Origin of the sequence: Microbacterium sp. SORGH_AS_0428 (genome assembly GCF_031453615.1) — a bacterium.
Classification (GTDB): Bacteria; Actinomycetota; Actinomycetes; order Actinomycetales; family Microbacteriaceae; genus Microbacterium.
The window spans coordinates 3252518-3276802 of record NZ_JAVIZT010000001.1 but is presented as its reverse complement, the minus strand read 5'-3'; the positions used below and the strand labels follow the sequence as shown (position 1 = coordinate 3276802).

Annotated in this window: 23 protein-coding genes, 1 tRNA gene and 1 pseudogene; 13 read left to right on the top strand and 12 right to left on the bottom strand. The window is 67.1% G+C overall.

Going from position 1 to position 24285, the window contains the following annotated elements:
• Genes QE374_RS15970 through QE374_RS15940 form a run of 7 tightly spaced genes read right to left on the bottom strand, consistent with a single transcriptional unit; the run spans window position 1 to window position 4430 of the window.
• Window positions 1–414, bottom strand: a complete 414-nt coding sequence (locus tag QE374_RS15970; RefSeq protein ID WP_309736498.1) for a pilus assembly protein TadG-related protein — start codon at window positions 412–414, stop codon at window positions 1–3.
• Window positions 411–857 (bottom strand): TadE family protein, encoded by a 447-nt coding sequence (locus tag QE374_RS15965; RefSeq protein WP_309736496.1) that lies wholly within the window; start codon window positions 855–857, stop codon window positions 411–413. Before QE374_RS15965 ends, QE374_RS15970 begins: the two co-directional genes overlap by 4 nt.
• Before the next feature lie 4 nt (window positions 858–861).
• Window positions 862–1257: a pilus assembly protein gene (locus tag QE374_RS15960; RefSeq protein ID WP_309736494.1), complete on the bottom strand. Its 396-nt coding sequence runs from the start codon at window positions 1255–1257 to the stop codon at window positions 862–864.
• Window positions 1258–1260: 3 nt separating this feature from the next.
• Window positions 1261–1455: a hypothetical protein gene (locus QE374_RS15955; RefSeq protein ID WP_137417346.1), complete on the bottom strand. Its 195-nt coding sequence runs from the start codon at window positions 1453–1455 to the stop codon at window positions 1261–1263.
• Between the two features lie 37 nt (window positions 1456–1492).
• Window positions 1493–2413 (bottom strand): type II secretion system F family protein, encoded by a 921-nt coding sequence (locus QE374_RS15950; protein WP_309736492.1) that lies wholly within the window; start codon window positions 2411–2413, stop codon window positions 1493–1495.
• On the bottom strand, window positions 2410–3270 hold the full coding sequence (locus tag QE374_RS15945) for a type II secretion system F family protein (RefSeq protein ID WP_309736490.1): 861 nt from the start codon (window positions 3268–3270) through the stop codon (window positions 2410–2412). Before QE374_RS15945 ends, QE374_RS15950 begins: the two co-directional genes overlap by 4 nt.
• Complete coding sequence (locus tag QE374_RS15940; protein WP_309736488.1) at window positions 3267–4430, bottom strand: ATPase, T2SS/T4P/T4SS family; 1164 nt, start codon at window positions 4428–4430, stop codon at window positions 3267–3269. The genes QE374_RS15945 and QE374_RS15940 overlap by 4 nt, the downstream gene beginning before the upstream one ends.
• Before the next feature lie 330 nt (window positions 4431–4760).
• Here QE374_RS15940 and QE374_RS15935 point away from each other — a divergent pair, with 330 nt between their 5' ends.
• Together QE374_RS15935 and QE374_RS15930 are read left to right on the top strand one after the other, a co-directional pair.
• Complete coding sequence (locus tag QE374_RS15935) at window positions 4761–4964, top strand: hypothetical protein (RefSeq protein ID WP_309736486.1); 204 nt, start codon at window positions 4761–4763, stop codon at window positions 4962–4964.
• A 28-nt stretch (window positions 4965–4992) separates the two neighbouring features.
• Entirely contained in the window at window positions 4993–5277 is a 285-nt protein-coding gene (locus QE374_RS15930; RefSeq protein ID WP_309736483.1) for a hypothetical protein, read from the top strand.
• A 1351-nt stretch (window positions 5278–6628) separates the two neighbouring features.
• On the opposite strand, the pseudogene QE374_RS15925 reads toward QE374_RS15930, so the two are convergent.
• Window positions 6629–7081: pseudogene (locus tag QE374_RS15925) on the bottom strand (ATPase, T2SS/T4P/T4SS family); the annotation flags it as partial.
• A 71-nt stretch (window positions 7082–7152) separates the two neighbouring features.
• Between QE374_RS15925 and QE374_RS15920 the strand changes: the two are divergent.
• Together QE374_RS15920 and QE374_RS15915 are read left to right on the top strand one after the other, a co-directional pair.
• The gene (locus QE374_RS15920) at window positions 7153–8064 is read left to right on the top strand and encodes a hypothetical protein (RefSeq protein WP_309736480.1); all 912 of its coding nucleotides are present in this window, start codon (window positions 7153–7155) and stop codon (window positions 8062–8064) included.
• A 40-nt stretch (window positions 8065–8104) separates the two neighbouring features.
• Window positions 8105–8611 carry a hypothetical protein gene (locus QE374_RS15915; protein ID WP_309736478.1) on the top strand — a complete coding sequence of 169 codons (507 nt, stop codon included), beginning with the start codon at window positions 8105–8107 and terminating at the stop codon, window positions 8609–8611.
• A gap of 20 nt (window positions 8612–8631) precedes the next feature.
• On the opposite strand, the gene QE374_RS15910 is transcribed toward QE374_RS15915, so the two are convergent.
• Window positions 8632–9111, bottom strand: a complete 480-nt coding sequence (locus QE374_RS15910) for an ATPase, T2SS/T4P/T4SS family (protein ID WP_309736476.1) — start codon at window positions 9109–9111, stop codon at window positions 8632–8634.
• A 241-nt stretch (window positions 9112–9352) separates the two neighbouring features.
• Between QE374_RS15910 and QE374_RS15905 the strand changes: the two genes are divergently transcribed.
• On the top strand, window positions 9353–10717 hold the full coding sequence (locus QE374_RS15905; protein ID WP_309736474.1) for a hypothetical protein: 1365 nt from the start codon (window positions 9353–9355) through the stop codon (window positions 10715–10717).
• A gap of 127 nt (window positions 10718–10844) precedes the next feature.
• Here QE374_RS15905 and QE374_RS15900 read toward each other — a convergent pair whose 3' ends face one another.
• Complete coding sequence (locus QE374_RS15900) at window positions 10845–15191, bottom strand: family 43 glycosylhydrolase (protein WP_309736472.1); 4347 nt, start codon at window positions 15189–15191, stop codon at window positions 10845–10847.
• Window positions 15192–15424: 233 nt separating this feature from the next.
• On the opposite strand from QE374_RS15900, the gene QE374_RS15895 reads away from it, so the two are divergent.
• From QE374_RS15895 to QE374_RS15885, 3 genes are all read left to right on the top strand, one after another.
• On the top strand, window positions 15425–16147 hold the full coding sequence (locus tag QE374_RS15895) for an alpha/beta hydrolase (RefSeq protein WP_309736470.1): 723 nt from the start codon (window positions 15425–15427) through the stop codon (window positions 16145–16147).
• 75 nt (window positions 16148–16222) lie between these two features.
• A tRNA-Leu gene (locus tag QE374_RS15890) sits at window positions 16223–16304 on the top strand.
• A gap of 59 nt (window positions 16305–16363) precedes the next feature.
• A complete protein-coding gene (locus QE374_RS15885) occupies window positions 16364–17056 on the top strand; it encodes a VTT domain-containing protein (protein WP_309736468.1) in 693 nt (230 codons plus the stop codon).
• 15 nt (window positions 17057–17071) lie between these two features.
• Here QE374_RS15885 and QE374_RS15880 read toward each other — a convergent pair whose 3' ends face one another.
• Window positions 17072–17935 (bottom strand): Ku protein, encoded by an 864-nt coding sequence (locus QE374_RS15880; protein ID WP_309736466.1) that lies wholly within the window; start codon window positions 17933–17935, stop codon window positions 17072–17074.
• A 115-nt stretch (window positions 17936–18050) separates the two neighbouring features.
• Between QE374_RS15880 and QE374_RS15875 the strand changes: the two genes are divergently transcribed.
• Window positions 18051–20429, top strand: coding sequence for an ATP-dependent DNA ligase (locus QE374_RS15875; RefSeq protein WP_309736464.1), 2379 nt, complete (start codon window positions 18051–18053; stop codon window positions 20427–20429).
• On the opposite strand, the gene QE374_RS15870 is transcribed toward QE374_RS15875, so the two are convergent.
• Window positions 20430–21344 carry a cation diffusion facilitator family transporter gene (locus QE374_RS15870; protein WP_309736463.1) on the bottom strand — a complete coding sequence of 305 codons (915 nt, stop codon included), beginning with the start codon at window positions 21342–21344 and terminating at the stop codon, window positions 20430–20432.
• 187 nt (window positions 21345–21531) lie between these two features.
• Here QE374_RS15870 and QE374_RS15865 point away from each other — a divergent pair, with 187 nt between their 5' ends.
• The 4 genes from QE374_RS15865 (at window position 21532) to QE374_RS15850 (ending at window position 24285) form a co-directional block, all read left to right on the top strand.
• Entirely contained in the window at window positions 21532–21738 is a 207-nt protein-coding gene (locus QE374_RS15865) for a hypothetical protein (protein WP_309736461.1), read from the top strand.
• Window positions 21739–22138: 400 nt separating this feature from the next.
• The gene (locus tag QE374_RS15860) at window positions 22139–22414 is read left to right on the top strand and encodes a hypothetical protein (protein ID WP_309736459.1); all 276 of its coding nucleotides are present in this window, start codon (window positions 22139–22141) and stop codon (window positions 22412–22414) included.
• 55 nt (window positions 22415–22469) lie between these two features.
• On the top strand, window positions 22470–23183 hold the full coding sequence (locus QE374_RS15855; RefSeq protein WP_309736457.1) for a hypothetical protein: 714 nt from the start codon (window positions 22470–22472) through the stop codon (window positions 23181–23183).
• 271 nt (window positions 23184–23454) lie between these two features.
• A complete protein-coding gene (locus QE374_RS15850; protein WP_309736456.1) occupies window positions 23455–24285 on the top strand; it encodes a serine/threonine-protein kinase in 831 nt (276 codons plus the stop codon).

Genomic DNA, 24285 nt, shown 5'->3' with positions numbered 1-24285 from the left:
CTACCGCAGCGCCGTCCTACTGGTGGCGGTCGCCTCGAGCGCGACGCCCTCCGGAACGAACATCGACACGAGCGGCGGGTGCCACACTCCCGCGACCGTCACCTGCGCCGAGACGCCGTCGGGCGTCGTCGCCGACACGAGCGTCGCGTCACCCGAGAACGCCACCAGCGCCTCCGCCTGCTCCCGCACGCCGTCCACACTCAGCTCGGCGCGCGGAGCACCCTCGACGACCGACAGCGTGAAGCCGTCCGCACCGGCGAGGGCTGCCGCATCCGCCACACCGTCCAGCCGTTTCTGCGCGAGGTACAGGCTCGTCGCCGAGACGCACACAAAGATCGCGGCGAGCGCGAGCACGGCGTAACCGATCACGAGGGGCAGGATGCTGCCCTCGTCGTCGCTTCTCAGGCGCGTCACTGGCTCGTCCCCCAGAGCCGCGACACTTTCTGCGCAGCGCTCGCCTCGACCGGAACGGATGCGACCTGGTCGAGGCCGAGCACCGGCGGGACCAGGGGAAGGGCGACATCCGTGCTGACGTTCAGGAGCAGGGTCGCGCCCGCGGACGGGCATTCGACGCCGGCGGGCGCGCATTCCCAGCGCAACACGACCGCATCCGGATCGATGCCGTACTCCTCCGCGACCGCCGCCAGAACCAGGTCGGCGCGGGCGGCCGCATCCTCCGCGTTCGCCGCGGTGGAAACCGCGCGAGCGACGTGACGGGCCGCCGCCTCCACACCCAGCGCCTGCGACTGGATCGCTCCGAGCGCGACCATCAGGTAGACGAGCGGTGCGAGCAGGATGAGGCCGGCCACGATGAACTCGAGCGAAGCGTTCCCCTCGTCGTCAGCGACCGCCGACACAGGTTCAATCGAGAGTCTCGCTCGGGGCATGAGCGGTCACCTCCAATGCCTCGGGCACGCCCCACAGACCCGCGACCGGCAACGTGGCCCGCACCGTGATCTCCGTCGCGGGGTAGCCGAAGCGCTCGGTTTGCGCCGCCTGGACGTCGACGGGATAGGCATCCCCCACGACCCGAGAGACGACGTCTTCGGTGCGCGCGACCCCATCCGCGAGGCTCGTATCGGCGAGTGCGGCGTGATACGCCCCCTCGACCGCGGCATCGTGCACGACATTGCGGATGTAGACGGCGAAGCCCAGCTGCAACACGGCGAGGGTGAGGAAGGTCAGAACGGCGCCGACCAGCACGAACTCGACGGGGGCGGAGCCTTCGTCGTCGAGCAGCGGATGCCGGTCGGCCATCGCTCAGAACCCGCTGACGCGGTCGATCGCCTGGGTGAACAGATCCGCGAGCGCCGGACCGGCCAGCGCCCAGATCACGACGACCAAGCCCGCGGTCATCAACGTGATCAGAACCCAGCCGGGCACGTCACCGCGTTCGTCGGCGAGGAGGTTTCCCCACGCGGTCCTCAGGCGACGTATGGGTGATCGGTCGAACATGGTGCCCTCCTTCATGAGCACGAGGGGCCGGACGGGGTCATGACAACCCCAGCCTCAGCAGGACGATGCCGGGGAACACAGCGATGAGCACGCTGAGCGGCAGGATGAGGAACACGAGCGGCAACAGCATGTAGATCTCTTTGCGGCCGGCCTTCTCGATGAGCACGCGCTTGGCGTCCTCGCGCGCGTCGGCCGCCTGAGCCTGCAGAACCTGCGCGAGCGGCGCCCCGCGGTCGATGGCCGCGACGATCTGGTCGATGCTGCGGGCGACGGCAGGTGTGTCGATCGCGCGCCCGACGGAGGCGAGTGCGTCGCTCAGCGAGGACCCCGTGCCGACATCCAGCACCGCGCGGCGCAACTCCGTCACGATCTCGCCGGAGCCGACCGCTGAGACGCGTCGGATCGCGTCGAACGCGCTCTCTCCGGCGGCCAGACACAGGGCGAGGAACTCCAGGATGGTGGGCAGCTCCTCCGCTGCCCGCGCCGCACGCGCCCGGACGGCCGCGCCGAGACGCAGGTCGTAGCCGATCGCTCCGGCGGCGGCTCCCAGCAGCGGGAGGACCCCGACCGCGGGGGCGAAGGAACCCGCGACGACGAGCACCACGACGAGGACTGCGCCGACGACGAGCCCGACGATCGCCCAAGTGAGCTGGCGCGCGCGGAAGGCAGCCGCATCCATCCCCCAACCCGCGCGGCGGAGCCGTACCTCGAGATCGGCCGCGCCACCCACGCGAGCTCCCAGCCGGCGCACCAGCTTCTCCCCTGCGTCGCGCACGGGCGCGTGGAGCGGCGTCAATCCGCGCGGATCGGCGACGTCGCGCAGGTACGGTGCGATGCGGCGCCCGAGCGAGACCGCGCGCCACCGCGGCGTCGCCCAGAGGATCAGGGAGATTCCGGCACCCAGCGCTCCGCCGAGAAGCACCGCGAGCGCGAGCTGCGTGAGGCCGGCAGGGGTCATCCGAACCACCTCCGCGGCTCAGGCAGTCGCCCGACCGCCAGCATCATCCGGAACGCGGTGACAGAGACAAGCGCGCCGACGACGATCAGCACGACGCCCTCGGGGCTCGAGTACGCGGCGGATCCTTCCGGGCGGAGCGCGAGCAGCACGAGGATCACCCACGGTGCGACCAGCCCCAGTACCGCCGCGCCCCGCACCCACGACTGCCGCGCGTCCACTTCGGCGCGCACCGCCGCATCCGCCCGTACCGCGCTCGACAATGACCGCAGGACGGGCACCAGCTCGGTTCCACCCACCTGGCGCGCCATCCGCAAGGTCTCCAGGATGCGGTCCGCCACCGGATCGGACAGCGCCACCTTCAAGCGATCGAGGCTGGTCTCGAAGTGACCGGATGCGGCGAGGTCGCGCGCGAAACCCGCGAAGGCGGGGCGCAGGGGCGTCGGCGCCGAACTCTGCAACGAGGCGAGAGCATCCGGCAGCGCGAAACCGGCCCGCACCGATGCGATGAGCAGGTCGCAGATGTCGGGCCAGAGTCCCCGCCGGACCTTGAGGAGCCGGCGCGCACGGCCGCGGAGCCACAACACGGGCGCCGCCGCCCCCGCGAGCGCGGCGAGCAGAGCGAACGCCGGCACCTGTGTCAGCAGCCAGGCGAGGGCGGCGGCGAGAACCGCGCCGGCGGCGGAGGCGAGAATCAGCACGCTGACGGGCAGGTGCGCGAAGCCCGCTTGCGCCAGAAGCACCGCACTTCGAGATCGCCGCGACACCGGGCGATCGGCCGCGGCGCGTACGGGCCACAACCGCGGTGCGAGCATGAGCAGGATTCCGGCGCCGAGAAGTGCCCCGAGCAAGATCGTCATCGGGCCACCTCGTAGACGGGGACGACTTCGACCACACCATCGATGACCTCGCCGGTCGTCTGCATCACCTCCACGACGTGCCGCGCACCCCGAACATCCTGGGCGCAGTGCACGATGAGGTCGATGCTGGACGCGATGGCTGGCACGACGAAGTCCCGATCGATGTTGCGTCCCGCCAGCAGTGGCAAGGAGGCGAGCTTGACGAGCGCGTCGCGCGCCGAGTTCGCGTGGATGGTCGCCGCACCCGGCACACCCGTGTTGAGCGCGAGAAGCAGATCGAGCGCCTCCGCGTCGCGCACCTCCCCGATGATGAGGCGATCCGGCCGCATCCGGAGCGCTTCCTTCACGAGCCGGCGCAGCGTGACCTCGCCCGTTCCCTCGAGACTCGGCTGGCGGCCCTGGAGCGCCACGATGTCGTGCGCGTCGACCGCGAGCTCGAACGTCTCCTCGACCGTGATGATGCGCTGCTGGGGAGCGCATTCGGCGATCAGCGCCGCGAGCATCGTCGTCTTGCCTGCGTGTGTCGCGCCCGACACGAGGATGCTGTCGCCGTGACGCATCGCGCGGCTCAGCCGTTCGGCCACGTGCGGCGGCAGCGTGCCTGTGGCGACGAGCTGGGCCAGCCTGCGGTAGCGCGGCAGGAACTTGCGGATGTTGACGGCCCAGTGCTTGCGGGTGATCCCGCCGATCACGACGTGCAACCGGCTCCCATCGGGAAGCGACGCATCGACGAACGGCTGACTCAGGTCGACGCGTCGCCCGGTCGCGTGCAGCATGCGCTCGACAAGTTCCCGAACCTGCGCCTCGGTGAGCACCACACCGGTCCGCTCAGAGCGACCTTCGCGCGCGACGAACACGCGATCGGGGGCGTTGATCCAAACCTCTTCTATCTCCGGGTCGTCGAGCAGGGGCTGGAGAGGTCCGTAGCCGGCGACGGTCGCGAGCACACCGCGGACGGACGCGTCCTCATCGTCGAGGGTCGCTGCGCCGCGAGCGAGCGCCGCGTCGTTGTGTCGGCGCACCTCCGCGCGGGCCAACCGCTCCCCCGCCTCGGGGTCCCGCGTGGGGTCGATCCCGTCGGCCCGCAAACGCGCACGCACCCGTTCAGCAAGCGTGGCCTCAGCGGGCATCGCATCGCGGAGAGCGGATGACGGTGACATGCGCAGCATCCTGAACGGGAGGCATGCCCCCGCGCTGGAGTTATCCACAGCCGCCGCACAGAAACGCCCGGTGGCCCAGCGCAAGCACGGCCCGGTCCGACGACTTCGCGTCACTCGGGAGCATGGTCTTGGCGGAGCACAAGACGCTCGAACCGCAAGCCTCTAGCCTCCACGGGAACGCCCAGGAGAGCCTGGCGCTGGCGGCATCCCTGGCCGTGCGCTACCGCGGCGTCAGCTACGACGTGCAGATCGTCAGCATCGCGCATGACATGCGACCCACCCGCTGGATGTCACCCTCCAGCTCCAGCAGTTCTGATCAAGGAGAACACCATGAGCTACCCCGCAGGCCTGGAGACAGTCACACTCACCTACGGACGCAGCGTCCGCCCAGAAGGCACGGAACTGGCGACCACCCTCACCATCACGCCGGCCTTCACCGGCACCAAAACCGCAACCTGGGCAGCACCCGGCACCTGCCTGATCCCCGTGACGCTCACACTGAGCGCCGCGGAGGGCGTCATTGGGCACGGTTGAGCCCCCGCTCGTTGACCAGCCCGGATGGGTGGACGACGCTCAGAACGCCTACACAGGCTGGACGTACAAGATCATCGAAGCCGTGCAGGGCGTGGCTCAGAACCGGGTCAAGTACTTCTCCCCCGTGCTGGGCCAGAACGAAGTGGACTTCGACATGATCTCCACCGGCGCGGTCGGAACGCCCACCCTGGGCGTCATTCCGCCCGTCACGAGCGTGAACGGCAAGACTGGCGTGGTAGTCATCGACACGCCCGTCACGCTCAGCTACGACACGGACGGTTTCGCCATTCTCACGTTCCACGAACCGATCTAGGACCACGTCCAGGAACGAGACGAACGCGCAGACGACGGTTCCACGAACTACTCGCACGAACTATCGCGCGAACTGTGAGCGGAACGACACGCCCGACGAAGCTTGACAACAAGCGAGAAAACTAGCGCACGGTTCTTTACAGAACGAATTGCGCTTATAGTTAGAGGTGTCACCTGTCAGGTGATAAGGCGGGAGCCGCCCGGAGTTGCACCTCCGGACGGCCCATACCGCCCTGCCACCCAGTCAGATCAGGACTGGGAACTGATCTCTCTAGATCACGACAAGCTCCGGTTCCAAAGCCGGAGCTTTTGTCGCTTTACCCATCTTACCGCGCCTGGCGACGCTTCCGAGAGGGCGCCCACTTATGGGCGAGCCAGATGGGCTATTCGCCTATTGGCCCCGCTGCAGCCCCATACATCCCGGTGCATCCCTATCAAGCCCGATCAAACCTGATCGAACTCGACTTCGCAGACCTCGCCGCCTTCAGACTCACAGCTAGCTCCCAGCTAGTGCGCACACGGAAGGCCCACCGCCGCAGCGATGAGTCTTCCGCGTTGCTGTGATCAGCGCAGGTTGAACGCCTTGCCGCATGCGCCGCACCGAATCAGTCCGGGATGGTAGCCCGGGAACGGGCCGAGCTTGCGGTGGCAGTACGGACAGTTGACCGTGTAACCGCGTGCCATGATCAGTGCTTCGTCGGGTCGACGAGGCGGTATCCCTGACCAGCCCCAGGCGTGGGCGGGAGCGGGTTTCCACGGGTGGAGGTGCGCTCCTTACCCGTGTGCCCACCGCGGGGACCAACGATCTCGTACTGCCCCGAACGGGGAGTGGAATCACCAGGGGACAGAGTGGGCTTACGCGCCATCTCTTCTTTCCAATCCGGACTGCGTCGGTACAGCCGGTGGGCCACCGTGGCACTGGCGCCTGGTGACCCCTGCAGTGTTAGAGTCTCTACACACCCCATCGGCCAAGATAGGTGTAGAGCCCCGAACCCCGCCCGGCTTACCCCGCGGTTTCGGGGCTCCTTGCTGTTGTCCTCGGCTCAATACTACATATGGGTACAGACATGGGATAGCACCACAAGGGGTAGTAGTTACATCCGTGTCATTTTTGCGACGCTCTCCCCAGATACAACACAGGTTGTCCACCGCTTCATCCACAGGCACGACACGCCCGGGACTCTAAGAAACCCCTGATTTCCGCGGGTTTCGAAGTTGCATTCGAACAGCCCCGTCTCCCAAGCGCCCATATTTAGATTCTGACCTGGGGATAACCGTGTTCGGCGTGTCGCGGCGTGTCGCAGAAGGCGCGGACGTCAACAGCGGTGTCCAGATAGGGGAATTTGATAATCAGGCACTCCGGTGTTGAGCGCGAGGAGCAGATCGAGCGCCTCCGCGTCACGCACCTCCCCGACGATGAGGCGGTCGGGCCGCATCCGGAGCGCTTCCTTCACGAGTCGTCGTAGCGTGACCTCGCCCGTGCCCTCGAGACTCGGCTGCCGCCCTTGGAGGGCGACGAGGTCGTGGGCGTCGACGGCGAGCTCGAACGTCTCCTCGACCGTGACGATCCGCTGACTCGGTGCGCACTCGGCGATGAGCGCCGCCAGGATCGTCGTCTTACCCGCGTGCGTCGCACCCGACACCAGGATGCTGTCGCCGTGGCGCATCGCCCGACTCAGCCGTTCGGCGACCTGGGGCGGCAGCGTGCCGGTGGCGACTAGTTGGGCGAGCCGACGATAGCGCGGCAAGAACTCGCGGATGTTGACGGCCCAGTGCTTGCGCGTGATTCCGCCGATCACGACGTGATGTGTCGAGCGACGGGTTGAGGGCGCTTCGCTGCAATAATCCGGTAGTAAATCCGGGGGGAACAGCAGTCATGGCAGGCAAGACACGCACCGTCCACTTCTTCGAGCTGATCGAGGTTGCGCAGGACGAGTCAGTCCAGGAGTACACCGCGGAGGCGTGGGACGACCTCTTCGACATGATCGCTGGCATGGAAGTCGAGGAGCTCCGACACGAGATCCGCCAGCGGAAGTACGAGGGTGAGGTTCGAGACGAGCCCACCCGCCAGGTCCGTTACCTCTACCTGGGCAAGCTGCGGCCAGGGATGGACTGGCCGGATATTCGCGATCTCGACGGCGAACACACGTCGCTCGCGTCCACCGGTGTGGTTGGCGCACTCATTGAACCCGCATACGTGGTCCGGATAACGGGGACGCCTTTCGTCGCAATTCTCCGCACACCAGGCGGCCCGAGTTTCACGGCCATATCGAGCTGGCTCACTGCGGTCGCCGGACTTGAGTTCGAAGAGACCCGCCTGGAACTTCGCCCCTACGCGCGGCGCGATCAATTGGCGCGCCTGAACTCCGCGATCGGCGCGACCAAGCTGCATCTGAAGGTCGGCGCCGATGTCTTGGACGACGCGGATCCTACGAGCGATGTTGTCCGGGCCATGCAAGCCGTGCAGGACACGGGAGCAGGCGGAGTCTCGGTAGAGATGATCGTCAGCTACGGGAACGCCCGGCCCGACGGGGTCGGCGCACAGCACCTTGCGGACGCCGTGGCTGAGTTTGTCCGGACCGTGCCGGGATCGCATGCGAGCGCAACGCTGATGCAGCCACAGGACGATGGTTATGTGAAGGATCACGTGGATTTCACGCTCGACCGGATTAGTCTGTCCGAAGAAGTCGGCGGGTCCGAAGACGAGGAACCCACGGCGTACGCCATCCTGGGAGCGATGTCGCAGGCCATCCGTAGATTCAGGGAATACATCGAGCCACGGGGGTGACATGAGTTCCAGCATGAGTCCGCAGGACCACCCTTGGTCTGTGAACCTCGCCCTGCTGGTCGTGGTCTTGATCCAGGCCGTCCCTTCGGCGTTCGGATGGATCCCAAACATCTGGACCGGCATGATCAACGCGGACCCGGCACTCTCAACGTCGATCTACCTCGGCTTCGTGGGCGCTGCATCGATCGTCGCGGGATTTGCCGGAGTGGTCGTCGTCTTCGGCCTGTCCGGCTCATCTCCGAAGTTCCGGCAGTTCCGTCTCGTCGGTGGCCGCGCTCTCGCGCAGAACTGGACCTCGACGATCGCCTCTGGGTTCACGGCTGCCGGGCTCTCGCTCGTCTCGGCGCTCCTCACCATCGCTGACGTCTCGGCCCTAGCGCCGTGGTTCTTCGAGCTGGCCATCCTCTTGCTGGTTCACGGTTCGATCAGGCTGATCTGGTTGATGAGAGGTCTCGTCGGCGCGGTCACCGCAGACGACGTGCTGAAGGAGCGAGAGGCGTCCGTCAAGCCAGCCAGCGAAGCACCCTGGCGGCGGAAGGCTTCCTAGGCGAGATCGCCTGCTGGCGGTTAGCGCACAACCACGTGCAGCCGGCTGCCGTCAGGAAGCGACGCGTCGACGAACGGCTGACTCAGATCGACACGTCGTCCCGTCGCGTGCAGCATGCGCTCGACGAGCTCCCTCACCTGGGCCTCGGTGAGCACGACGCTGGTGCGCTCAGAGCGACCCTCGCGAGCCACGAACACCCGATCGGGTGCGTTGATCCAGACCTCCTCGACCTCCGGGTCGTAGAGGAAGGGCTGGAGAGGTCCGTAGCCGGCGACGGTCGCGATCACACCACGGACGGATGCGTCTTCGTCGTCGAGAGTTGCCGCGCCCCTCGCGAGCGCCGCATCGTTGTGTCGGCGCACCTCGGCGCGAGCCAACCGCTCCCCCGCCTCGGGATCCCTCGTGGGGTCGACGCCGTCGGCACGCAGACGCGCCCGCACCCGCTCGGCGAGCGTTGCCTCGGCGGGCATCGCATCGCGAAGACCGGATGACGGTGACATGCGCAGCATCCTGAACGGGAGGCATGCCCCCGCGCTGGAGTTATCCACAGCCGCCGCACAGAGACGACTCCGCCTGACCTCGTCCTAGGCGCGACGGGCGAGAACGGCGAGGTGAAGCACGTCGCGACCTACGTCGGTGTCTGCCATCCGGGCATAACTCCCGCGACCGCATAACAAGACCACGATTATGCAGTGCGCCGGATGCATGCTGCCCCCATCGCCAGCCGCTACTCTCACAGTCGTGACGGATGAAGTGTCAACGCAGACCAATCAGTTCACGGACGTGGGAGACGGAATGCTCAGCGATCCCAATGATGCGACTGATGATGACTGGCTCCGAAAGTACCAGCAGGAGTACTTGACGCTAGAGCAAGTTGCTGCCATAGCCGGCATCACCAGAGAGGGTGTTCGTCAACGTCTCAAAGCCCGCGGGATTCAGCCTCGTTCACTGTCGGAGACAACTCGCCTCCGCGAACTGCGTCAGGTAAACATGCTCGGCGCAGACATTCGGGCAGCGTTCTTGCGAACTCGGAGCCTGGCCGAGACTTCCCTCACGGTCGGCCTCACGGAGGGTGCCGTTCAGCGCTATCTCGAGCGAGAGCTTCCCGAGTGGAAAGTTCTCACGAGGCTTCCGCGGTCAGCGAGTAAACGCTTCACAAAGCCAGAGATGCTGCAGAGCCTGAGAGACGCAGCATCCGACTCTAAGACAGCTTTAACGACGAATGCCTATCGGAACTATCTCAGCGCCGAGCCCTTCTTCACCGACGGGAGAAGACGCCCCGGCGTGCAAGCGTATATCCTTCGATTCAGCTCGTGGATCGGAGCAGTTTCGGCCGCTGGGCTGAGCTCGAACGGGCACAGTGGGCCATCGAAGGAGTTCGACGCTGCGTCCGCAAACAGGGCAGTCGTGGATTGCTGGCGAGACATCGGGCACGCGCCATCAGTCGCAGAATACGACCGATGGCAAGTCGGGCGAGATGGCCGACCTAGCGCCGCGACCGCGAGGAAACTCCTTGGTTCGTGGCCTGCCGTCCAGGTCAGGGCATGGCAAGTTGTGTACGGAATCCTTCTCGATCAGGACGACGAAGACGTCGTTGTTCCCGATGCATCAGAGGACGACGACCGCCTGCGAGACGGACAGTTCCTTGACTACAGGCAGGCCGATGAAGGCACACTTGTATCACTGCCCGATGGCTACGAAGTCGGGGAGTACAACGCCCTGGAGCGAGCCGTACGCAGCCACGCGCGAATTCAGAACGAGGCAGCTGCTGCCGGGCAGGCACTGGGCCTCGATGTACTGAGCCCTGGGGCTGGGTCGGCAGCATTCGATCTGGCTCTGCGAGGGCCGGACGGGACCGTTTACGTTGTCGAGGTAAAGTCGGCAACGTCTGAGAATCTAGAGCTGCAGATGAGGCTGGGCTTAGGGCAGGTACTCATGTATGCACACAGATTGCGGCTGCAGCACACCCCCGTACGTCCAGTCCTGGCCATCGAAACCACGCCAGGCGAGACATGGTCGGATTTGCTCAGCACTCTTGAGGTCGGTCTCGTTGTAGCGGGGAGGATACGAGACGACCTGGTCAGAATTCTCAATCGCGAGAACTGACCATAAACACTCATCCCCGCGACCCGAGGGAGATCGGCACCGCTCCCTACGGATTTGAAGCAGCCGGAGGCCGGCACGATATGCCTCGAAAGGCATACCGTGCCGGCCCCGATTGTTCAGCGAGCGATCAGACCGCCCGACGACGCGGACGGCGCAGGAACCACGCCATGCCGCCTGCCACGATCAGCAGCGATCCCAGGAGCGCGACACCCAGGGGTCCCTGCGCTCCCGTCGCCGCGAGCTGCCCCGCCGGGACGACGGTGATCAACTGACGAGCGATCTCCGCCCCGTCGGCACCGAACACCACGATCGTGTGGATGCCGGCGGGCAGATCCGCGGGGATCTGCACGTCGAACACCACCGTGCCGGTCGTGTCGGCCGCCGGGATGCCCGCGATCCGGATGGGATCGCTGCGCAGCTCCGCCGTGACCTGCTCGCCGGGAGCCAGCCCCGTCACGGTGACCTTCACGATGCCGCCGCGCTCAACGGTCGACGTCGAGACCGAGACACCGGGAGCGCTCGGCTGCTCCGAGGGTGACGCGCTGGGCTGCGGCGACGTAGACCCGCTCGGCTCCGGCGACGGCGAACCGCTGGGGTCGGGCGAGGCCGAGCCGCTCGGCTCCGGCGACGGCGACTCGCTCGGCTCCGGGTCGGGCCCGGTGCCGAGCACCGTGCGCGGCTCCACGCCGGTGAGCGTCGGAACGACCGGCTGGAACAGCCCATCGGAACCGATCTGGATGCGGTCGATCGTCGTCTCACGGTGCGTGCCGTCACCACCCGGGATTGCGAACCGGTGGTACGCGATGTACCACTCGTCCGTGCCCGGCACGTTGATGATCGAGCTGTGCCCCGGGCCGAGGATGCCCTGTGTGGTGTCCTTCTGCAGCAGGATGCCGCGGTAGGTCCACGGTCCGTCGACACTCGTCGACGTGGCGTAGCCGACGCGATAGTTCGGCGAACCCGTGTCATCGATCGAGTACGTCAGGTGGTACAGCCCGTCGCGGTAGTTCATGAACAGGCCCTCGCGGAACTCCGGCAGGCCCGAGATCCGCTTGATCGTGCCGGGCACGATGCTGGTCATGTCGTCCGACAGTTCGCCGTACAGCGGGCTGCCGTTGCCCCAGAACAGGTAGTACTTGCCCGAGACCGGGTCGTGGAACGCTGCGGGGTCGATGGCCTGCCCGCTCGTGACGCTCTCGTCGTTGCGGATCATCGGCAGCTCCTGGGCCGTGAACGGGCCCTCGGGGCTGTCGGCGACCGCGACGCCGATCATCTTGCGGTTGGCGTTCGGCTCGTGACCACTGAAGTAGAAGTAGTACTTGCCGCCCTTCTCGATGATCGTCGGCGCCCACGCGTTGCCCGTCGCCCATGGCACGTTGCCGTTCGCGCCGTCGAGCGTCAGGAAGGGCTCGGCTGCCCGCGTCCAGTCCACGAGGTTCTTGGACTTCCAGACGTAGAACGTGTTGCCGCCCCATCCGGGAACCCCGTCGCTCGTCGCGTAGATGTAGTACGTGTCGCCGAACACCGCGATGTTCGGATCGGCGTACAGGCCGGGCAGCACGGGGGTCTTCACCTCGACCGCCTTGAGCGTCCACACGACGTTGTCCGCACCCTCCCGCGACAGCGTCACGGTCACCGGTGCGGTGAGGTTGCGCACCGACCCGGATGCGGGCGAGGTGGTCACACCCTCCGCCGTCGCGTAGACGGGGCGGAGCTTGGTGAGGTCCGTGCCGCGGTTGACCGCGAAGGTCACCGTGCGGTTGGCCACATCCACGATCGGCGCCATCTTGAGCACCGACGGGTCGGCGAGGCTCACGCCGCCGAGCACCTCGGTGTTGCCCGAGCGCTCCACGACCTCACCCGGCGACAGCGCCCGGTTGTAGAGCACGAAGTCGCTCACCTGTCCGCGGAAAAGGTTGTCCTCGTTGTAGACCGACTTGCCGATGTAGTTGGCGAGCGTGCGGCCTCCCCCGATGTCGCCGGGGTCCACCGTCACGTCGTCGTTTTGGGCGACCTGCACACCGTTGAGGTACAGCCGCGCGGTGTTGCCGCTCAGCGTGTACACGAGGTGCGCCCATTCACCACGAGGCAGGGCGGATGCGGATGTGGCGTTGCGCTCGCCCGTCCAGTTGCCGGTCGTCAGGGCGGCACGATACGTGTCGTTGCCGGTCGAGAACAGATAGCCATTGCCCTTGCCGTCGCCGCCCGTGTTGCCGAAGGCGTACAGGAAGTAAGGGTTGCGCTGCGCCGCATCGATCTTGACGCGGGTCTCGACGGTGATGTCCGTGAGCCCAGCCAGCAGGTTGTCGGGCAGATCGACGTAATCGTTCGAGCCGTCGAAGGTCAGGGCGCCGTTCGAGAACGTCGCTCCGCCCTGGATGGTGGCGTCGCGCCCGGCACCCGAGCGGTCGTGCAGCGTGGTGCCCGAGCCGTCGGTGAAGTCATAACGCACGACCTCGCCGTCCTCGTTGGCCGTGATCGGCTGCGGCAGGTTGGCGCGCAGGGCCGTGAGCTCCGCCGCCGTCACCGGCACCACCGTGCCGTGGCGAGGGCTGGCGGGCAGACGGTAGTTCGCCGGCACCTTCCAGTCCGGGTTGGCGATGTCGTCGGTGGCGAGCGGGATGTACCCGCGGCCGCCGTACTCGTCGACGAAGAGGTAGTACTTCTCGCCGTTCACATCTCCCGGGTTCGCCTTGAACACCGACGGGCCTTCGACCGCACCGGTTCCGGCGTCGCGGCCGATGCACGAGTCCTCCATCGTCCACCCCGACAGCGGCGCGCGCAGGTCGGTCGAACGCTCCTGGATGATGTCGCTGCAGCCCGTGCCGCCGGCGCCCTCATCCTTCGTGAAGCGGTGGTAGACACCATCGGCCTTGATGACGGTGGAGTCGATGCGCGAGAGGCCGTCGTCCTGCCAGATCTTGGTGTCACTGAAGGTGACGAAGTCGCGCGTGGTGGCGTACAGCATCCGGTTGTAGGTGTTGCCGGTGTGGTTGACGTCGTCCTCCGCGTAGAGCTTGGAGGCCCAGAACACGACGTACTCGCCGATCGACTCGTCGTAGTACGCCTCGGGCGCCCAGGTGTTGCCGGCGGTGTCGGGCGAGACCTTCACGTGGCGCTGCTCGCTCCAGGTGATGAGGTCGTGCGACTCCCACACCTCGATGTACTTCGAGCCGGTGCGCTGCGAGCGGTCCCAGTTGCCGTCGCGGCCGATCGAGAGGTCGGTCGCGATCAGGTAGAACGTGTCGCCCTCGGGAGAGCGGATGAGGAACGGATCCCGCAGACCCTTCTCGCCGTAGTTCGAGGTGAGCGTGTAGTTGCCGTTGCTGAGCTCGGTCCACGACAACGCGTTGTTGCCGTTGCTGGCCGCGAAGTAGATGTTCTCGCCCTGCACCGAGTTGCCGGTGAAGTAGGCGAACGTGTATCCCTCGAACGGCGCCAGCTCGACCGCGGCGCGCACCGTCAGCGCGATGTCGCGCGTGCGGGTGGTGTTGCCCTTGGTGACGCTGGCGGTGACGGTCACCGCCTGATCGCTCGAGCCGCGGGTGACGACGCCGTCCGTTCCGACGACGCCCGGGTTCGATGACGACCACGAGACGTCGAGGCCCTTCGAGGAGCCAGGGAGCGTGATGTTGCCGCGGATGTCGTCGGCGTTGGGCACGGAGAGGGCGGCGAGCGCCGCATCCACGGCCTCCGACTCTCCCGGCACGGGCGGGACGTAGACCAGGTCGCCCACCTCGTTCGCGCTCAGCGCGCGGTCGTAGAGCCGGAAGTCGCGGACGCTGCCGGCGAGCAGGCGGTCGGCGTTGTACGCCGAGCGGCCGATGTAGTTGGCCGTCGTCGTTCCCTGACCGATGTCACCCGGCTTCGTTGTCGTCTGCGTGTTGACGGCGACCTGCACGCCGTCGAGGTAGATGCGCGACGTGTCGGTGGCGTCGTCCAGCGTGTAGGTGAGGGTCTTCCACACGTCGCGGGGCACATTGCTGCCGCTGTTCGGACCCTGCTCCGTGCTCCAGTTGCCGATGCCGACGGCGGCACGGTACGGCGTCGAGGTGGCGAACAGGTAGCCGTCGCCGATCCCGTTCGTCGTGTTGCCGAAGTTCCACAGGAAGTGGTTGCCGCTCATCTCCGAGCGCACGAGCACCTGGGCGCTGACCGTCACCGAGGACAGCCCTCGCAGCAGGTCGTTGGGCAGCTTCACGTAGTCGTCGGAGCCGTCCAGGCGCACACCATCCGCGCCCGTCAGCGTGGGCGAGCCCACGTAGGCGGCGTTGCGCGCGTTGCCCGACGAGTCCACCGCCACCGTGCCGCTCGTCTCGTTCAGCGCGTAGTGCGCGATGAGACCGGTGGGGGTGTCGGCGTGAGCGATCAACGGGCTGACGAGTGGTGCGGCGACCAGTGCCGCGAGGACGGGGACGGCGAGCGTCCGGGATGTTCGGCGGCGCAGGGGGGCCGCCCGGTGCAACGTGGGCACGGGCTACGGTCCTTTCGGGGAGCGTCTTCGCTGTGACCGACGGCGACGTCGGCTCTCCAAATGTTAGCGCTCACTCCCGGCAGATGTCAGCTTCGATTTCCGGGAGCGCTCCCGCCGAGCGCCGGCGTGTGCCGAGTTTGTCGAACGGCATTGCTCGCGGGCGAGCACGATGCGGCGGTCGCGGCGCCGTAGCGTCGGCCGCACCATCCACCCCAGAAGCAAGGAGTCGTCCCGTGGCCACCCCCACCATCGTCCTGGTGCACGGCGCGTTCGCCGACGCCGCCAGCTGGGCGCCCGTCACCCGTGAGCTGCTCGACCGCGGCTACGACGTGCGCGTTCCCCCCGTCTACAACCGCAGCCTCGGCGAAGACGCCGCATCCATCAAGGCGTTCGTCGAGACCATCGACGGCGACGTCGTGCTCGCCGGGCACTCGTACGGCGGAGCGGTCATCACCGTCGCGGGCGAGGCTTCGAACGTCGTCGCACTCGTCTACGTCTCGGGCTACGTGCTCGAGGTCGGCGAGAGCCTCGGGCAGCTGCAGGGCGGATTCCCCGACTCCGAACTCGCCGCGAACCTGGTCTACACGCCGTACCCGGTGCCCGGCAGCGACGAGCCCGGCACCGACGTCTCCGTGGCGATCGACGCGTTCCCCGAGGTCTTCGCCGCCGGTGTGGACCTCGCGCGCACTCAGGTGCTCGCCGTGTCGCAGCGACCGCTGTCGGCGGCGGCGTTCTCCGAGCCCGCGACCTTCGCCGCATGGAAGACGAAGCCTGCGTGGGGCATCGTCTCCAGCGAGGACCACACGATCAATCCCGAGGTCGAGCGCTTCGGCTACACGCGTGCCGGGCTTCGCGGCATCGTGGAGCTTCCCGCACCCCACCTCGCGATGCAGAGCCACCCCACCGAGGTGGCGGATCTCATCGAGACGGCGGTCAGCGAAGTCACCGCGTCCTGACGCGACCTGTGCGTCGCCGTCATCCGCGGCGACGCACAGGTGATCCGAAGCGCGCTGGATAGACTGTCCCCACCCGCGGGAGTGGTGAAATTGGCAGACACGCAGGATTTAGGTTCCTGTGCTTTCGAGCGTGTGGGTTCAAGTCCCACCTTCCGCACGGGGACGGGGGCGTGCTACCCGCGCCCCGCATCCTGACATCCGATCGACGGGACGCCCGTGCACTCCATCGCCCTCATCCCCTGGCTCTCCCCCGAGACGATCATCGCGGCGGCCGGCCCGTGGGCTCTCGCCGTGGTCTGCTTCATCGTGTTCGCCGAGACGGGGCTGCTCATCGGCTTCCTGCTGCCCGGCGACACGCTGCTCATCATCTCGGGACTGCTCTCGCACTCCTCGGATGTGGCACCCAACGGCGTCTTCGGCATCAACGTCTGGGTCGTGGCCCTGCTGATCGGCCTCGCGGCGTTCGTCGGCGGCGAGGTGGGCTACCTCATCGGCCACAAGGGCGGGCCCGCGATCTTCGAGCGCAAAGAGTCGGGTCTGTTCAGCAAGAAGAACGTGGAGCGCACCAATGCGTTCTTCGAGCGCTTCGGCGGGCTGACCGTCATCGTCGCCCGGTTCGTGCCGATCGTGCGCACCTTCGCGCCGGTCGCTGCCGGTGTCGGTCACATGCCGTGGCGCAAGTACAGCCTCTACAACCTGATCGGCGCGATCCTCTGGGGCTTCGGCCTCACGATGATCGGCTACGTCGTCGGCTACATCCCCTGGGTCGCGCACATCGTGACCGAGTACATCGACGTCATCCTCATCGGTGTCGTGGCACTCACGGCCGCCGTCACGCTGTGGCACTACTTCCGCGAGCGCGCGAAGGTCAAGAAGGAGCAGCGCGACGAGGCCGCATCGGGCGAGTAAGCCCGCCGCATCCGGTCACGACGCCTTCGAGCTCTTCTTCCGCTTCGCGGCGGGCTTGTCTTCGCTCTGGGATGACGCGTCCTTCTTGGACGCCCGGCTGCGCTCGACGCTGGCTCGCAGCGCCGCCATGAGGTCGATGACCTCGCCGCCGTCCTTCCCCTCGTCGCCCTCCTCGCCGAAGGTGGCCGAGGTGTCGACGCTCTCGCCCTTCTCGAGCTTGGCCTCGATCAGGGTGCGCAGCTGCTCCTGATACTCATCGCGGAACTCGGTGGGATCGAAGTCGGACGAGAAGCTGTCGACCAGCGCCGCCGAGAGTTCGAGCTCCTTGGCGGAGATCTTCACGTCCTCGTCGAGCGACGGGAAGGATGCCTCCCGCACCTCGTCCGCCCACAGCAGCGTCTGCAGCACCAGGACGTCACCGCGTACGCGCAGCGCGGCCAGCCGCGTCTTCTGGCGCAACGAGAACTGCACGATCGCGGTGCGGTCGGTCTGCTCCAGCGTGCGCCGCAGCAGCACATACGCCTTGGGCGACGACGAATCCGGCTCGAGGTAGTAGGCCTTGTCGAGCGTGAGCAGATCGACCTGGTCGCTCGGCACGAACTCGACCACCGAGATCTCCCGCGACTTCTCCGCCGGCAGCGACTCCAGGTCTTCCTTCGTGAGCACGACCGTGCGGTCGCCGTCGTCGTACGCCCGGTCGATGTCGGCGTACGGCACGACCTCACCGTCGAGTTCGCACACTCGCTGATACCGGATGCGGCCGCCGTCGGCCGCGTGCACCTGGTGCAGCGACACGTCGTGGTCCTCGGTCGCCGAATACACCTTCACCGGCACGTTCACGAGCCCGAACGCGACCGCGCCCTTCCATATCGACCTCATAGGCCTAGTAGACATCCGAGGCGCGTGCCGCGGCTAGGGGTTGCGGGCCCGTTGCATCCGACGTGCGAGGGCGCAACGGGTGCGCGTCGGGCGCACCGGGCGGCAGGATGGGCGCATGTCCGCACGCGAGCAGACCGTCGAGGTGGAGGGCCGCCGCATCCGCGTCAGCCACCTCGAGAAGGTGCTCTACCCCGCAACCGGCACCACCAAGGCCGAGGTCATCGACTACTACGCGCGCATCGCCCCCGTGCTGCTCCCCCACCTCGACGGACGACCCGTGACCCGCAAACGCTGGCCCGACGGCATCGACTCCGAACCCTTCTTCGCGAAGAACCTCGAGCGTGGCGCGCCCGAGTGGCTGCGCCGTCAGAGCATCGAGCACTCCACCGGCACGAAGGACTACGTGCTCGTCGATGACGTTCCGACTCTCGTCTGGCTCGCGCAGACCGCAAGCCTCGAGCTGCACACGCCCCAGTGGCGCTTCGCCGCCGACGGTCGCCCCTCGGATCCGGACCGGCTCGTCCTCGACCTCGACCCGGGCGACGACATAGACCTTGCCACGGTGGCCGAGGTGGCGAGATGGGCGCGCGCGATCCTCACGGATGCGGGCCTCACCCCCTTCCCGGTCACGAGCGGCAGCAAGGGCATCCACCTGTACTGCGCACTCCCCGCGGGCCAGACGAGCGAGGCGGCGTCCGCGCTCGCGAAGGAGCTCGCGCGGTCGCTCGAAGCGGATCACCCCGACCTCGTCGTCAGCAGCATGTCGCGGGCCCTGCGTCCCGGCAAGGTCTTCGTCGACTGGTCGCAGAACAACGGCAAGAAGACGACCATCGCTCCGTACTCGTTGCGCGGACGCGCGAGGCCGACGGTGGCGGCGCCGCGCACCTGGGCGGAGCTGGACGACCCAGGCCTCGCGCAGCTCGACCTGACGCAGGTGCTCGCGCGTGCCGAGACGGACGGCGACCTCCTCGCGCCGCTGCGCCCCCGGCGCGGCGCCGCGGAGCCGCTGCGCACCTACATCTCCAAGCGGTCCGCGGACCGCACGCCCGAGCCGGTTCCCTCCGACCCCGCCGCCGATCCGGCATCCGCGGGCGCGCTCCGCTTCGTCATCCAGGAACATCACGCCCGTCGCCTGCACTACGACCTGCGGCTGGAGCGCGACGGCGTGTACGTGAGTTGGGCCGTGCCCAAGGGCGTGCCGGAGACGACGAAGCGCAATCACCTCGCCGTCATGACCGAAGATCACCCGCTCTCGTACGGCACCTTCGAGGGAACGATCCCGGCGGGCGAGTACGGTGCGGGCGACGTGACGATCTGGGACGCCGGCACCTACGAGGCGGAGAAGTGGCGCCCCGACGAGGTCATCTTCACCGTCACCGGGCACGAGGGCGGGCCACTGGGCACGGTCCGGCTCGCTCTCATCCGCACCGACGGCGAAGGTGAGAAGTCGACCTGGCTCCTGCACCGGATGAAGGACGACCAGGCACCGGCCGACGCGTCCGGTGCGCCGTGGCCGGACGAGCTCTCGCCGGCGCGGCTGCGTCCGATGCTCGCCGAGAACTCCACGCCCGGCTTGGCAGCGGCGGCCGCCCGACGATGGGGCGAGCCCTGGGCGGAGATGAAGTGGGACGGCGTGCGCGCCCTGGCGTTCTGGGACGGCGAGCGGATGCGGCTGCGCGCCCGCAGCGGGACCGACATCACCGACAGGTATCCCGAGCTCACCGCCGACCCGGGGCTCGGGCGCGCAGCCTGCATCCTCGACGGCGAGATCGTCGCCCTGGACGAGCGCGGACAGCCGAGCTTTCCGCTGCTCCAGTCGCGCATGCACCTCACGAAGGCGGCGGAGATCCGGTGCGAGGCGGAACGGGTTCCCGTGCACCTGCACGCGTTCGATGTCCTGGCTCTCGACGGCGCGGACCTCACCGCCCTCCCGCTGCGCGAGCGCCGCGCGCACCTCGAGGGCCTGGCCCGTGACCTGAACTCCCCCTGGGTCGTACCACCCGTGTTCGACGACCTGGATGCGGCACTGGCGGCCAGCACGGCATTCTCGCTCGAAGGCGTCATGGTGAAGAATCCGGCGTCCGCGTACCGGCCGGGCCGGCGCAGCGATCAGTGGCTGAAGATCAAGCACGTCGCCGCACAGGAGGTCGTGATCGGTGCGATCAGGCCCGGTCGCAACGGCCGCGGCGGCATCGGATCACTGCTGATGGGCGTGCCGTCATCCGAGGGTCTGCGCTACGTCGGCCGGGTCGGAACCGGCTTCAGCGAGCGGGAGCTGCGCCGGCTCGACGAGGCGCTGCAGCCGCTGCGGACCGATACGTCCCCGTTCCTCGACGTGCCGCGCGCGGATGCCTCGGATGCACTGTGGGTGCGCCCGGAGCTCGTGGCGGAGGTCGGCTATGCCGAGGTCACCCCCGACGGCAGGCTGCGGCAGGCGCGCTGGCGCGGACTCCGGCCGGACAAGAGCCCCGACGAGGTGCGCGACGAGATGTGATCAGGCGTGCGCCTCGTGCTCGACGTGATCGGCGGGCTCGAGCTGGAAGGTCGAATGCTCCACGTCGAAGTGCTTCGCGAGGCAGCCCTGCAGATCGCTCAGGATGCGGGCCGTGCGGCCTGTGGCGTACGCATCCTCGTCGACCACGACGTGGGCCGTGAACACGGGCGCGCCGCGGGTGAGCTGCCACACGTGCAGGTCGTGCACGGCGACGACGCCGGGCGTGCCGAGGATGTGGGCGCGGATCGTGTCGACCTCCACGCCCTTCGGGGTCGCCTCGCTCAGCACCGAGACCACCTCGCGCAGCAGGCCGATGGCGCGCGGCACGATCATCGCGGCGATGAGCAGCGACGCGATCGCGTCGGCCGGCAGCCAACCCGTCAGCAGGATGACGACGGCGGCGACGATCACCGCGACCGAGCCGAGCAGGTCGCCGAGCACCTCGAGATACGCGCCGCGCACGTTGATGCTCGTGCGCTGCGCCGCACCCAGCAGCCACATCGCGACGGCGTTCGCAATGAGACCGACCGCGGCGACGCCGAGCATCAGCCCGCCGGCGACCTCCGCCTCCGCCGGATTGATGAGCCGCGTCACGGCTTCGACACCGACCCACAGCGAGAGCCCCAGCAGGATCACGCCGTTGGCGAGCGCACCGAACACCTCGGCACGCTGATAGCCGAAGGTGCGGCGGTCGTTGGCGGGGCGCGCCGCCACGGCGCTGGCGATCAGTGCGATGACCAGGGCGGCCGCATCCGTCAGCATGTGCGCGGCGTCCGCGAGCAGCGCCAGCGACCCGGAGAGGATCGCACCGACCACCTGTACGACGAAGACCGTCGAGGTGATCCCGAGCGAGATCGCGAGCAGACGGCGGTTGCTGCCGCCGCGGACTCCGGATGCGGGCGCGTGATCGTGCATGGCACCAGGCTAGGCGCCGCGTCACGCCCTCAGACGGTTTGCGCGCAATCGGGAACGAGAGTGATTCTCAGAGTCCTCAGTCCGGAATGGGGAAGCAGGGACATCGTGAGCATGCGTGCCCAGAGTTCCACAGAATCGGATGATGGTCGGACGGCTCCCCAGGCGCATTCCACCTGAGGAAACGCGCATGGGAGTCCCCCAGCTTGCGAGCGGCAGTCGGCAGACCCGCCTGAACGGCCGGGACGGCGATCGCCGCAACGGGGGAGGTACCAACCGCTCCGAGCGAGAAACCGCGAAAGCTCAGGCAAGCAAGTACACCGAGCTGGAAGCGAAGGATGCCGCCAATCAGAAACTGGACGCGACGAAGACCTTGTTCTCGAAGTACTGCGAATAGGACGTGTAAAGCCGTCGCCTCGGCGAGACAGCAGCTTTGCATCGACGAGCTACTACAGGCGACATCAGGTCGCGGAGCTGTCCGCTGACCGCCGAGAAATGTGCGCCGCGTGCTGCACTACCGAGGCAACGGCATGCACGAGATCGCCAACCTAACCGGTATGTCGTCGGCGAACGCCCAACGCATCATTGTCACCAACCGCCTGGGGTGCCCCCCTACGATCCCGACGCGCACGGGTTCACACCAGGGCCACGCACGGCCCTCCGCACGACAGTACCGCTCCGAGGCGGCGATCGTCGGTTCAGGCACCGTCGAGCCCGAAGCGAGTGCCGCGGCGATATGCCCCGACTAAGGGCGATATGCCTCGACTAAGTATGTGCGCGTCTGCGATGGTTGCCGCATGCAACCTTTGAATGCCGAGACGCAACCTGAGCCAGACGGCGCAACCGACGCGGATGCGATCCCCGCCCTCTTTCAGCTGCGCAAGGCAGCCTGGCTACGAAACCAGGTGATCGTGCCTTCTCGGGAGGCGGGAAGCGAGGCGCTTTACGCGCTTGTGAATGTCGATTTCTGGGGCAAGGGCAGCGACCCGCGCGGAGAGAAAGCAGCAGCCGCAGCCTTCCAGTCAAGCACCGGCATGACGCTCGCAGAGATCGCAGCAAAGTTGGCTCCATAGGCGGCGAGCGCGGTAAGAACCTGGCGCACCTCCTATGGCATGAGAAGATGCGGACGTGCTCGCTCAACGTGCCCTGAATGCTGCTGCGGCGCCTGACCTAGTGGGCGTATACATCGTGCCGCTTATTCTGGCGCTCCTAGGCATCGGCGGCATCGCGCTCGGAGCGTGGATCTCGGCGCGTTCGGCGCTACGTAGCCGACTGATCGACATAAATGTCGAGGAAGCAGACCGAGAGCGCGAGTTCGGTGCCCGTGCCGTGGCAGCAATTTCAGACCTGGGAATCACTACTCACCACGTTATCGAAGACTTGCGGCTTCGCGGGGCCGCTGCCGCCGCTCAAGCGAATGGGCCAGCTCGGATCACGCTGACTCTAGACCCAGCTCTAGTGAGCCGCGAACAGACGGCGACCGACAGATGGCGCGGCGTGCTCGCGGAGGCGCACTTCTATACCGCTGGCAACCTGGGAGATGCCTTCTGGGCATTCGACAAACAGCGTGAGGTAGTCGTTCAGGCAGTCAACCAGGCAACTAACGCTGAAGATCTCGCCGCCGCTCAGGCGGAGTGTGACGCCTGGCGCGATTACTACGCACGTCAGGTGTACCGACTGCTCCAGGTGGACAAGGTCCGAGGGCGAGGGCGGGTCTATCACCTCGCACACGAGAGGCGTCTACGCGGGTTCGTCAAGAGCCTGGCACAGGAGCTGCAAACCGAGATGGACAACGGTGAGCAGCTGGTGCGCGACGAACAGAAGCGCCACGAACGCGACTGAGCTATCGCGGCGGTCCGTTGCGGAGAGGTTTGCATCGCATCCAGATTTCCGCGCACGCTCCTCGCCATGGATGCATTGGAGCCGTCACTGTGTGACCACTGATCCACGCGCGATCCGTTAGGACCGTACGCGTCGCTCCAGGACTCCTATCCCAGGTGCCGCAACTGTGAAGCTGTTGCGCGTGCCTGAGCTTGCATCCGCATCAACGGCGGCACGCCGAGGATTACTCAAATGGCACGTGCGCAGGATCGACTGCGGCATACTCCGGTGCATGGTTGGAACCGCCGTTGCTGGGGCCTTTTCGGCCACCTCCGCGCATTTCCTGGGCACGGGGACCTACGGAGAAACGTGGTGCGTCCGGGGCATCGATGGCCAGACCGACGACTATGCGGTAAAGCTCCTCAAACCAGAGTTCTTCAACCCTGCCCGGGTGCAGCGTGAGATCCAAGGACTACAACGCTTCGACCATCGGGGCATTGTGCGACTCATCGAGGTTCGGACTGTCGCGATAGACGGTGAGCCGCGAACGGCGCTCGTCTGTGAGTACATCCAGGGTGGCTCGGTGCAGGACGCGCTGACCCAGGGCACATTGCCATCCAAGAAGGACGCGAAGAAGTTCGCGCGAGGCCTCCTGGAGGCCGTGGCCGAGCTGCACCGCGAGGAAACCATCCACCGCGATATCAAACCGGCCAACATCATGCTTCGCGACGGCGACTGGGCACAGCCCGTGCTCATCGACTTCGGCCTGGCCAGGTCACTTTCGGACAAGACCTTCACTAGGTATCCGGCGAAGGTGGGCAGCCTCCTGTGGATGTCACCCGAACAGCTGTCGGCGGAACGCGCACGCAAGGCGTCCGACATCTGGGCATGCGGAATCGTCCTGCAACAGGTGCTTACTGGGGATCATCCGTTCGTGAATATGGCGGACCTATCGGGCCTGGATGAGGACGAGTTGTACGACCTCTTCACGGTTCCACCCAAGGCTCTACCGGACGGCGCCCCCGGTTCTCTCGCCGTTCTCGTAGGCCGGTTCCTGACCGCTGAACCTCTCTATGCGCGCGGGACTGCTCAGCGTGCCATTGCCGATCTGAAGGGGAAGTAG

Bases quoted from the DNA above. Each gene is read 5' to 3' on its own strand.
- QE374_RS15960 (WP_309736494.1), bottom strand. From the start codon at position 1,257: ATGGCCGACCGGCATCCGCTGCTCGACGACGAAGGCTCCGCCCCCGTC.
- QE374_RS15955 (WP_137417346.1), bottom strand. From the start codon at position 1,455: ATGTTCGACCGATCACCCATACGTCGCCTGAGGACCGCGTGGGGAAAC.
- QE374_RS15950 (WP_309736492.1), bottom strand. From the start codon at position 2,413: ATGACCCCTGCCGGCCTCACGCAGCTCGCGCTCGCGGTGCTTCTCGGC.
- QE374_RS15945 (WP_309736490.1), bottom strand. From the start codon at position 3,270: ATGACGATCTTGCTCGGGGCACTTCTCGGCGCCGGAATCCTGCTCATG.
- QE374_RS15940 (WP_309736488.1), bottom strand. From the start codon at position 4,430: ATGTCACCGTCATCCGCTCTCCGCGATGCGATGCCCGCTGAGGCCACG.
- QE374_RS15935 (WP_309736486.1), top strand. From the start codon at position 4,761: ATGAGCTACCCCGCAGGCCTGGAGACAGTCACACTCACCTACGGACGC.
- QE374_RS15920 (WP_309736480.1), top strand. From the start codon at position 7,153: ATGGCAGGCAAGACACGCACCGTCCACTTCTTCGAGCTGATCGAGGTT.
- QE374_RS15910 (WP_309736476.1), bottom strand. From the start codon at position 9,111: ATGTCACCGTCATCCGGTCTTCGCGATGCGATGCCCGCCGAGGCAACG.
- QE374_RS15880 (WP_309736466.1), bottom strand. From the start codon at position 17,935: ATGAGGTCGATATGGAAGGGCGCGGTCGCGTTCGGGCTCGTGAACGTG.
- QE374_RS15875 (WP_309736464.1), top strand. From the start codon at position 18,051: ATGTCCGCACGCGAGCAGACCGTCGAGGTGGAGGGCCGCCGCATCCGC.
- QE374_RS15870 (WP_309736463.1), bottom strand. From the start codon at position 21,344: ATGCACGATCACGCGCCCGCATCCGGAGTCCGCGGCGGCAGCAACCGC.
- QE374_RS15865 (WP_309736461.1), top strand. From the start codon at position 21,532: ATGGGAGTCCCCCAGCTTGCGAGCGGCAGTCGGCAGACCCGCCTGAAC.
- QE374_RS15860 (WP_309736459.1), top strand. From the start codon at position 22,139: ATGCAACCTTTGAATGCCGAGACGCAACCTGAGCCAGACGGCGCAACC.
- QE374_RS15850 (WP_309736456.1), top strand. From the start codon at position 23,455: ATGGTTGGAACCGCCGTTGCTGGGGCCTTTTCGGCCACCTCCGCGCAT.